Below are 9,346 nucleotides of genomic sequence, written 5' to 3'. Positions count from 1 at the left end.
TGAATGCTACCCCGATACCGAAGGCCAGGTTTATCCCCATACCGCCCCTCCTTTTTACGGAAGACACCGCTACCGCGATAATCGTAAGTATAAACGCGGTCAAGGGCAATGCCCACCTTCTATATTTGACCAGGACGTAATTATTAATGTTCGAGGCCCCCTTCCTTTTTTGGTCCTTGATGAACTTATTGAGTTCATAGAGATTTTTGGTTTCCGCGATATAGGAAACCGGGGTTAGATCATCGATTTTAAAAGCAAATAACGTATCCAACCTGTTCTTGGTTTCAATAATTGCAGAATCCCCGACCATCTTTCGTTTGGAATATTTGACTAGCCTATAAATACTATCCTTTTCAACCCATCGGATGCTATTGGCCGACATCTTGAAATCTAACGTATTATCCTCTTTGAAGCGTTCAAAAGTAAACTTATTGGCATTTTGCCGCGCGGGATCGAAACTACTGACATATAGAAAATCATTTTCATTCAGCTGATTGAAGATGTTACTGGTTATTCGATCCTGTTTTCCTTTTTTCAGGTATTTGAATTTGAATTCATTATAACCCTTGCTGGCATTGGGAACAATGAACATGGCCATCACCAACATTGTTACCGCTACAATCGTAGCCCCGATTAAATAGGGACGCAAAAAGCGGTTATAAGAAACACCCGAGCTTAAAATAGCCACGATTTCGGTGTTACTGGCCAATTTGGAGGTAAAGAAGATAATCGACAAAAACAGGAAAATTGGAAATAAAAGACTGCCGATGTAAATGGTGAAATTCAGGTAGTAAATGATAATTTCATTGGTCGGGGCATCGTTATCGATCATTTTACCGATTTGCTCCGCAAGGTTGGCCATAATACCAATGGGGATAAAGAGCAACAACATCACTGCAAAGGTGAGCAAATACCGCTTTAATATGTATTTGTCTATAATGTTCACGGTTATAATCTTTTATCCATTTGTTTGACCATGGTGTTTTTCCAAGGGGTAAAATCCCCCGCTAAAATATGCCTTCTAGCTTCACGTACCAACCATAGGTAAAAACCGAGGTTATGAATCGTGGCAATTTGTTTCCCCAGATATTCATTGGCCGCGAACAAATGTCGAAGATAGGCTTTTGAATATTCCTTGTCCACAAAGGTGGTTCCCATTGCATCCAAAACCGAAAAATCATCCTCCCATTTCTTATTCTTGATGTTTATCGTACCGTGTGCCGTGAACAGCATCCCATTCCTGGCGTTTCGCGTAGGCATTACACAGTCGAACATATCGATACCCAGGGCAATATTCTCCAAAATATTGATCGGGGTACCCACGCCCATCAAGTATCTTGGTTTATCCTCTGGCAAGATATCGCATACCACTTCGGTCATGGCATACATTTCTTCCGCAGGCTCCCCTACCGAAAGCCCTCCAATGGCATTCCCCTCTGCCCCGGCATTGGCTATATACTCCGCCGATTGTTGACGTAGATCTTTATAGGTTGACCCCTGGACTATCGGAAAAAACGATTGCGAATAATCATAGGTATAGGGTGTTTTCTCTAAATGTGTAATACATCGGTCCAACCATCGATGTGTCATATGCATCGATTGCTGGGCGTACTTATAATCACAGGGATAAGGCGTACATTCATCAAAGGCCATGATAATATCGGCCCCGATCACCCGTTGGATCTCCATCACATTTTCTGGGGTGAACATATGCATGGAACCATCGATGTGCGATTTGAACTTTACCCCCTCTTCCTTGATCTTTCGGTTCGCTGACAATGAATACACCTGATAACCGCCACTATCGGTCAAAATATTACGGTCCCAGCCCATAAATTTATGTAACCCCCCTGCTTGTTGCAGAATATGAATTTTAGGACGAAGGAACAAATGGTAGGTATTCCCCAGAATAACATCGGGATTTATCTCTTCCTTCAACTCCTTTTGATGCACCCCTTTAACCGATGCCACCGTACCTACGGGCATAAAAATAGGGGTATCAATAACCCCATGATCCGTAACCATTGTACCGGCACGCGCTTTGCTCTGAGAGTCTGTATGTTTTAAGGTGAACTGCAATTTCCTATTTAAAAAGGCAAATATAATCAACTGCCCTGCAAATAGTCCTTAACGAAAAAATAAAGTTTCCAATTGTACCGTGTTCTTAGGCTAGAATGGAATCCCCTTTATACACGACTATTGATAATCTTCGACTTATCCACCATAGGCATTTTATAAATGATATCAATAACTGTAACAATAAAGAAAAAACCTTGTCGTTCTTTTTGTTAGATAACAAGAACGATTGGTATCATAATCGATCCCAATACACCACTAAAAATGAACACAGTATGAAAAAAACAATTTTATTGGCAGTATTTGCTTTAGGTAGCATCGCTGCGTTTGCACAAAGTGATCCAGGTTTCGGTATTAAAGCTGGACTTAATTACAACGCCAATGGTGATTATTTTGAATCCACTGGAGAAGCCGCACGTAATCCTGACCGAAATATGGGCTACCATGTTGGTATTTTTGGTAAAATAGGAGATCAAATGTATCTGCGTCCCGAATTGATCTATACCAAAACCAAATCAGATTATGATGGAGACAAGTTTGACATAAGTAAATTAGATCTTCCCGTATTAGTGGGTGCTAAAATTATTGGGCCATTACATGTTTTTGCCGGTCCTGCTTTCCAATATATTCTGGATACGGAATTCGATGGCATTACTATCAAAGACATAGAAAATGATTTCAGTGTAGGCTTGAACATTGGCGCAGGGGTCAACCTTGGTAAATTGGGTATAGATTTGCGCTATGAACGGGGTTTTAGTGAAAACGAAGCTACTTTTGTAGGTAATATTGGAAGTATTGGCCCAAGTAGAATAGATGCCAGGCCTGATCAGATTATAGTAAGTTTATCATTAAACCTATAAAAGTTCTATTGTAAACTATACTAATAATCCCCGATGGTATACCATCGGGGATTATTAAATCTACTGCTTCAAAACTTTTTAATTATCGGGATCCAAATAATCCGGTGTACCGTCGTTATCGGTATCTGGATACGGAATTATGATATTCCCATCATCATCTGAAATTTCGGTTAATGTAGCTATCCCATCCCCATCATCATCAGGATCAAAATAATTTGGGAATCCGTCTTCGTCCGTATCATCGTTACTTACATTGTTGTCCCCATTTAGATCTTCCTCCCTCGATGGGACACCGTCAAGATCATAATCGGTTTCCTCTACCCTAAATATATCGACTTTAAAAATGATCGGAGCATAGGATGCACCTACTGAACTACTTGAAAAATAAGCCAACCCTGAGGGAATGAACAACATTCCGACACCTGAACCTTCTACTTCGAAGGTACCATCTTCATTTTCAATAACATCCCCACCTGACTTAAACAATGCTAATCCTTTATTAAAACCAGAAACCGTTCCCACCAATTCCAACCATACGGCTGTTCCAATTTTACTATCAAAAACACTCCCATCGAGTAGTGAACCCTCATAATTCAAATACAATGAATCAGACACTGTTGGAGAAACACCAACACCTTCCCGCGCAGATAAATAGTATAAGGTGTGCTCAACATCCGTTTCCTCAGTACTTAAACTAAAATCATCAGAATCCACTTTGATTTTAATAGATTCAACTTGATCGATCAACGGGGTTTTATCTGCATTATCACCAGCAATGGTATCTACTACAATCGTATAGTCGAAACCTTCCGATTGTGTGGCAAAATCTTCGTAATTGTAGAAATGGGTTTCCAAGTACTCCCTTATTTCCGCATCATTTTCAGAAGCCACTTCACTCAACGTACGTGAAGAAACAATTACAACATCCTCGCCATCATCATCTTTCTTGCACGACCAAGCAAGCACCAGCACTAAAAGACCTACAACAAACTTTTTCATTTTCAACAATTAGCAATTTAAGGTCGCAAGATACAATTTTATGTATTTTTGCAGAGCTCCTTAACAAAGAATTTTGACAGAACATGCGTATTGACAAATACTTATGGCATACCCGGTATTTCAAGACCCGGAATATCGCTTCGACCGCTTGTAAAAAGGGGCAGGTAAAAATAAACGGACAGGTGGCCAAACCATCGCGTGAGGTGTACCCCACGGACGAAATCACGGTACGTAAAGAGCAGATAAACCATCAATGCATCGTTTTGGATATTCCAAAAAATCGGGTCGGCGCCAAGTTGGTGGATATTTACCGAAAAGACACCACCCCCAAGGAGGCCTTTGAAAATGACGAACTTTTAAAGTATTCAAAATCGTATTATCGTAAGAAAGGGACAGGCAGACCGACCAAAAAGGATCGTAGGGAAATCAATGAATATCTGGATGATGAATCTGAATAAAGAATATTGGGACGAAAAATATGCCCAAAATACGACGGGATGGGATATAGGCTATGTCTCAACACCCCTAAAAGTGTATATTGATCAATTAAAGCATAAAAACAGTAAAATTCTTATTCCTGGTGCCGGTAACGGCCATGAGGTGGAATATCTTTTCAATAATGGATTCAACAATATCCACGTCATCGATATTGCCCTGCAGCCGTTAAAAAACCTAAAATCCAGAATTGCTTCCTTCCCCGAGGAAAACCTGATCCATATGGATTTTTTCGATTTAAACACTTCTGGTTTCGACCTCATTTTGGAACAAACCTTTTTTTGTGCCCTGGATCCTTCGATGCGAAATGCTTATGCAGCCAAAATGCATGACCTTCTTGCACCCAATGGCAAACTAGTTGGACTCCTTTTTGATTGTACATTTAAAAAAGAGGGCCCTCCCTTCGGGGGTAGCGAAGCCGAATATAGGGCTATATTTGGTCAGGATTATACGATCAAGGTTCTTGAACGTTCATATAATTCGATCAAACCAAGAGAAGGTAATGAACTGTTCTTTATCTTTGAAAAGTAAATCGGTCAACCATGCAGAACAAAATACTATCACATCAAAAGATACAGCATAAAGTACGAAGAATAGCCTATCAGATCCTTGAGACCAATGTTACGGAAAAGGAGATCATCATCGCGGGTATTGAGGGGGGCGGACTAAAATTCGCCAAAAAAATACAACAGGTACTCCGGAGTATCACCGATGCTGAAATTACCTTATGCAAGGTCTCAATGAATAAGAGTAATCCGTTGGAAGGCGAAGTAAAAACTTCCATTCCCGCTGAGGAGTACAAGAATAAATCGATTGTATTGGTCGATGACGTCCTTAATTCAGGGACCACACTGATCTATGGTGTACATCATTTTTTAAGAACCCCCTTAAAGCAATTGAAAACGGCTGTATTGGTGAATAGAAACCATAAAAAATATCCCGTCAAAGCGGATTATAAGGGTATTTCGTTATCCACTTCACTGCAAGAACATGTACATGTGCAGTTCGAAGCGAAGAACGATATGGTGTATTTAGACTAAATGCGCCTGTATTTCTGCAACCACCGATGCCACCTCCTTGTTTTCACAACTAATGCTATGATTGGCCTTGGCATAAAAATAGCTGCGTTCAAAAAGATGTTTCCCTATAAAATCAGGTAATTCCTTATCAGGAATATCGGCTATCATTGGTCTATGCTCCTTTTCCGAAACCAGTCGCCCAATAAGTCCAGCTATGCTGACTTTCAAATAAAAAACATTAGGGGTGGCGTTGCCAATCGCATTCATATTTTCTCCATAACAGGGCGTGCCTCCACCTGTTGAAAGCACAAATTCTTTTTTGCTGTCTAAAAGTTCCTTAAGGTATTCGAATTCCTTTTTCCTGAAATACACCTCCCCTTTTCTTGTAAATATTTCTGGAATGGGCATGGCCTCCGCTGTCTCGATATAATCATCCAAGTCAATAAGCGGTAATCCCAGCTTTTTGGCCAGTATTTTACCGATTGTTGATTTACCACTTCCCATGTAACCGACCAAGACTATTTTCACGATGTATTATTTATATAAAAATGAACCATTTGCATTTGATTTCAAAGAAAACCAAAATTTCTATAAAAATAGGCTTGTTAAATAAATTAATGATCTTATATTTGCAGCCGCTAAGGAAGAAACATCCTTGGTGAATGATAGTATTTTGACCTGGTAGCTCAGTTGGTAGAGCATCTCCCTTTTAAGGAGAGGGTCCCGGGTTCGAGCCCCGGCCAGGTCACCAGAGAAAGCAAAACCCACCGAATTGGTGGGTTTTTTGTTTTGGAAAACATCCAAGCTTGTTTGGGATGTGTGGAAAAACCAAAAACCACAACCTTTCAGGTTGCAAGGTTTTGCTTTTTGACCTTGGGAGTGCTGGGTCAGGGGAGCGAAGCGAGCCAATCCCGGTCAGGTCACAAAGTGAAAATTCCTTTTTCCTAGAGTTTGGATTTAAGTGGATATCCTCTTCGACAACACCACCAATCTTTTCGACATTTTGCCGTATTGCGTTCATGTTTTCTGTTCGGAAATAGAGGATGAGTCCATTGCCAGGATTAATCGTTGAATCCTTCATCGTTTGGTGCCCATGTTCTCCCCATTTATGAAGACATAGTAAAACTTCATCATTTTCAGATACCAGTATATCGAACTCCTTTCCTACGTGCATGCTTCGACAGTCAAATATCGATTGATACCATTTAGAACTGGCCTCGATATCTTTTACGGCTATTATCGGGTCAATTTTTGCCATTTAGTTATTCGTTTTTGTTTCTTCGAACCTCATCAGCCAGTTTTATTGGTGCGACTTCACAATAAGCTGTGGTCAAAGCATCAGTGAACAAGTCTGGATGGACATTTTCCATTTCTATTAAGGTCCAACCCTGCTTGCCCCATTTGTTGTCAACTGGATAAATCGTTTTTCCGGGCGATGAGGAAAATACATCCTGATCAATTTCGGACAATTTGATGCTCGCCTTTTTGTTTTTGGGATCGTAGGTCGCGAAGATTTTCTTTTTCACCCTAAACGATGTTTTTTCAAAATGAGGTTCTTCCGTTACCTCTGGAAAAGAAAGGGCAAGTTGTCTGAACGAGTCAATAGTTACCATATCAAGTACTATTTATTGTCTTCAAACCATTCCACAATGGAGGGCATATTTCTCTCAAAGCCACCTGGAATAAAAAAGTTAAGAATTCCTGCTCTATCATCTGTATTGTTTGCAAAGTCGTGAATGGTTTTTGCAGGGATCCTTAAAAATGTTCCTTTTTCAACATCCACCCATTTGTCTCCCACAAGTATTGATGTGGTGCCTTCAATTCCATAAAACACTTCGTCATTGTCTTCATGTTGGTGGGCACCCGGTCCGTTGGAGTTTGGTTCAAGCCACCACTCCGAAATACTGTATTTATCCGCTGTTTCATTTTCGTCGGCCTTGAAGACTGCTGTCATTGTGCCACAATTATAAGTTCTTCCTTGTCCTTCCGTCAAGATCAACGTATCGGTATGATCTTTTTTATGTTTCATACGTTTAAATTTTTCTAATTAATTGAAAATAAGTTAATTAAAAAATTGAGAACGTATGTAACCGTTACGCTCTCGCATTAAAAATTTTAAACATTGCCTTTTGTGAAGTAATTTTTAAAATTTTTTAATGCTCGTTTCATATTAAGCTATTTGTTCTTTACTGATTGCTCTTTTACAATGACCGTCAACGCGTTACATCAGTACTAATATAACTTTTTATCCCCTTATTAACCTGGATCAAAATACCTTTATATACGTAACCGAACCAAAAATCCATCCTTTTTAATTACACCCCGCATAGTCCTGTATTAAGAAATATGGGTTTTACCCTTATTCTAACCAAAACGGTCTGGTACAACTGAGGTGAGGGTCGAGAATGAATCTCAAGGCCTATCCCTTCCGATAAACCTTTCTTTGCCCAAAAGAAAATTTATGGCCTTTTGCACATTTCTATCCCTGCTTTCCTCTGTTTTCAAAAATGATAAATATCTCAAAATTTCCTTTTGCAAGGAGGGTGCTAGATTGTCAAATATGCTCTTTGCCTCCGCATTTTCCTGAAGTGCTTTTTTAAATTTAGGATGAAATGGAATTTTCCTTTCGTTTGGGTCGAACTCAATTTCAATTTTCGCCATTTGTCCGACCTCTTTTTGGGCCGCTTTTCGCATTGGTGTGTTCAGATAAAGCCTCCAATGTCCACTGTATTTGATCAAGGTCTGATCAAATTCATGTCCCTCGATTTTGATGCGTACAGGAATTTTTCCTTTGTTTTTTCCTGCCTCCCCAAAAATGGTGTTCAAGACATCAATAGGTATAAAAACAAAAGGATTTATTCCAATTATATCAATTTTTGCCCAAAATTTGTTCATTCAAACGGCGCTTTATTCGGGTAAAACGTAGTCGGCGTTTTCATCCATAACTACCAAAACAAAATCACTTCCCCTTCCTAAAGACCATGGTTTCAACTCAACGTGTTCGGATACATCGTATGTTCCAATCTTCTTCGAACTCCCATCCCTGGGATTATACCAATAGGTTACTACTTGTTTCGAATTCAATCTTTTTAAATCAGGCGCTATGGGTTTGCCCATCGGGGTATAAATGATCATAAAATCATTGGCTTTGCTTATACCTGCCACGATGAAGGTGGAGTCATTTTTATTGTCGTTCAGTATGATCGACTGGTCATTTTCAAGTTGTTGCCAAGGAAATGACGTAAAAAGATTTTTCATAAATTTAAGTTGCCCTGATCCGGGAAGATTAAGAGCCTCTTTCCAATTCGTTCTTGAACCATTTATGGGTTCCCTTTCTGTGGTAAACATTTGCCAGATATCATGGCACCCATAGGTATACCCCGCAGCACCGGCAAGCATTGACCAATATGCCGACACCCTTACATCGGAATCATCCAACCAACCATATAATTCTGCATTAAATCGATTGGGATGGTCCTCATACCGAGGTTCGCTGCTCACCACAGGTCTCATTGGAGAAACTGAACGAGCTTTCCATACGAATTCATAATCTTTGTCCAATCTACTGTGGGACATTTGGAACATATCAAAATCAAGCCACTCATCATTGTTAAAATAATCACTTGCAAGGGCTAAACCCGATGCGTGATAAGTTATCAAATGTTTGGGGTCATATTTTTTCAAGCCTTTTACCATGGCTCTTATAATTTCAAAGTCTTCATCGTCTTTGGGCCATCGATCTCCGCCGGGGATCCAAATGATGTTGGATTTGTCGGCATATCGCTTTGCTAAAATTTCTCCGAATACTAGGGCATTTTCAGGGGTAAAGATTTCAGGACCCACGCCCCAGGCCTTATGGAATTTGTCGCCCCAAGTTGGTAAAAGTCCGATATATAA

General features: G+C 40.0%; 13 protein-coding genes and 1 tRNA gene. 5 read left to right on the top strand and 9 right to left on the bottom strand.

The window, feature by feature from the left end; genetic code table 11:
- Both WBM98_RS10550 and tgt read right to left on the bottom strand, forming a co-directional pair.
- Positions 1-946: LptF/LptG family permease (locus tag WBM98_RS10550; RefSeq protein WP_424365984.1), on the bottom strand; the 946-nt coding region annotated here is incomplete at its 3' end.
- Positions 947-948: 2 nt separating this feature from the next.
- Positions 949-2,079, bottom strand: coding sequence for a tRNA guanosine(34) transglycosylase Tgt (gene tgt / locus WBM98_RS10545; protein WP_424365983.1), 1,131 nt, complete (start codon positions 2,077-2,079; stop codon positions 949-951).
- A 272-nt stretch (positions 2,080-2,351) separates the two neighbouring features.
- Between tgt and WBM98_RS10540 the strand changes: the two genes are divergently transcribed.
- The gene (locus tag WBM98_RS10540; protein WP_424365982.1) at positions 2,352-2,936 is read left to right on the top strand and encodes an outer membrane beta-barrel protein; all 585 of its coding nucleotides are present in this window, start codon (positions 2,352-2,354) and stop codon (positions 2,934-2,936) included.
- Positions 2,937-3,014: 78 nt separating this feature from the next.
- On the opposite strand, the gene WBM98_RS10535 is transcribed toward WBM98_RS10540, so the two are convergent.
- Complete coding sequence (locus WBM98_RS10535) at positions 3,015-3,935, bottom strand: FKBP-type peptidyl-prolyl cis-trans isomerase (protein WP_424365981.1); 921 nt, start codon at positions 3,933-3,935, stop codon at positions 3,015-3,017.
- 83 nt (positions 3,936-4,018) lie between these two features.
- Between WBM98_RS10535 and WBM98_RS10530 the strand changes: the two genes are divergently transcribed.
- Genes WBM98_RS10530 through WBM98_RS10520 form a run of 3 tightly spaced genes read left to right on the top strand, consistent with a single transcriptional unit; the run spans position 4,019 to position 5,470 of the window.
- Positions 4,019-4,393: an RNA-binding S4 domain-containing protein gene (locus tag WBM98_RS10530; protein ID WP_424365980.1), complete on the top strand. Its 375-nt coding sequence runs from the start codon at positions 4,019-4,021 to the stop codon at positions 4,391-4,393.
- The gene (locus WBM98_RS10525) at positions 4,377-4,961 is read left to right on the top strand and encodes a methyltransferase (RefSeq protein ID WP_424365979.1); all 585 of its coding nucleotides are present in this window, start codon (positions 4,377-4,379) and stop codon (positions 4,959-4,961) included. The genes WBM98_RS10530 and WBM98_RS10525 overlap by 17 nt, the downstream gene beginning before the upstream one ends.
- 11 nt (positions 4,962-4,972) lie before the next feature.
- On the top strand, positions 4,973-5,470 hold the full coding sequence (locus WBM98_RS10520; RefSeq protein WP_424365978.1) for a phosphoribosyltransferase family protein: 498 nt from the start codon (positions 4,973-4,975) through the stop codon (positions 5,468-5,470).
- On the opposite strand, the gene WBM98_RS10515 is transcribed toward WBM98_RS10520, so the two are convergent.
- A complete protein-coding gene (locus tag WBM98_RS10515; protein WP_424365977.1) occupies positions 5,462-5,977 on the bottom strand; it encodes a shikimate kinase in 516 nt (171 codons plus the stop codon). The two genes, WBM98_RS10520 and WBM98_RS10515, sit on opposite strands and share 9 nt — an antisense overlap.
- 147 nt (positions 5,978-6,124) lie before the next feature.
- On the opposite strand from WBM98_RS10515, the gene WBM98_RS10510 reads away from it, so the two are divergent.
- Positions 6,125-6,200 (top strand) — tRNA-Lys (locus WBM98_RS10510).
- Here WBM98_RS10510 and WBM98_RS10505 read toward each other — a convergent pair.
- The 5 genes from WBM98_RS10505 to WBM98_RS10485 form a co-directional block, all read right to left on the bottom strand.
- Entirely contained in the window at positions 6,195-6,707 is a 513-nt protein-coding gene (locus WBM98_RS10505) for a VOC family protein (RefSeq protein ID WP_424365976.1), read from the bottom strand. The two genes, WBM98_RS10510 and WBM98_RS10505, sit on opposite strands and share 6 nt — an antisense overlap.
- Before the next feature lie 4 nt (positions 6,708-6,711).
- Positions 6,712-7,062, bottom strand: a complete 351-nt coding sequence (locus WBM98_RS10500) for an MmcQ/YjbR family DNA-binding protein (RefSeq protein ID WP_424365975.1) — start codon at positions 7,060-7,062, stop codon at positions 6,712-6,714.
- Between the two features lie 8 nt (positions 7,063-7,070).
- Positions 7,071-7,478 (bottom strand): cupin domain-containing protein, encoded by a 408-nt coding sequence (locus WBM98_RS10495; protein WP_424365974.1) that lies wholly within the window; start codon positions 7,476-7,478, stop codon positions 7,071-7,073.
- Between the two features lie 383 nt (positions 7,479-7,861).
- A complete protein-coding gene (locus tag WBM98_RS10490) occupies positions 7,862-8,344 on the bottom strand; it encodes a YdeI/OmpD-associated family protein (protein WP_424365973.1) in 483 nt (160 codons plus the stop codon).
- 12 nt (positions 8,345-8,356) lie between these two features.
- Positions 8,357-9,346: glycoside hydrolase family 140 protein (locus WBM98_RS10485; RefSeq protein WP_424365972.1), on the bottom strand; the 990-nt coding region annotated here is incomplete at its 5' end.

Origin of the sequence: Maribacter sp. (assembly GCF_049667165.1) — a bacterium.
GTDB lineage: Bacteria > Bacteroidota > Bacteroidia > Flavobacteriales > Flavobacteriaceae > Maribacter_A.
Note: the sequence above shows the minus strand (reverse complement) of the source record. Positions and strands in the feature narration are given on the sequence as shown.

Bases quoted from the DNA above. Each gene is read 5' to 3' on its own strand.
- WBM98_RS10525 (WP_424365979.1), top strand. From the start codon at position 4,377: ATGATGAATCTGAATAAAGAATATTGGGACGAAAAATATGCCCAAAAT.
- WBM98_RS10495 (WP_424365974.1), bottom strand. From the start codon at position 7,478: ATGAAACATAAAAAAGATCATACCGATACGTTGATCTTGACGGAAGGA.
- WBM98_RS10540 (WP_424365982.1), top strand. From the start codon at position 2,352: ATGAAAAAAACAATTTTATTGGCAGTATTTGCTTTAGGTAGCATCGCT.
- WBM98_RS10530 (WP_424365980.1), top strand. From the start codon at position 4,019: ATGCGTATTGACAAATACTTATGGCATACCCGGTATTTCAAGACCCGG.
- WBM98_RS10500 (WP_424365975.1), bottom strand. From the start codon at position 7,062: ATGGTAACTATTGACTCGTTCAGACAACTTGCCCTTTCTTTTCCAGAG.
- WBM98_RS10535 (WP_424365981.1), bottom strand. From the start codon at position 3,935: ATGAAAAAGTTTGTTGTAGGTCTTTTAGTGCTGGTGCTTGCTTGGTCG.
- WBM98_RS10520 (WP_424365978.1), top strand. From the start codon at position 4,973: ATGCAGAACAAAATACTATCACATCAAAAGATACAGCATAAAGTACGA.
- WBM98_RS10505 (WP_424365976.1), bottom strand. From the start codon at position 6,707: ATGGCAAAAATTGACCCGATAATAGCCGTAAAAGATATCGAGGCCAGT.
- WBM98_RS10490 (WP_424365973.1), bottom strand. From the start codon at position 8,344: ATGAACAAATTTTGGGCAAAAATTGATATAATTGGAATAAATCCTTTT.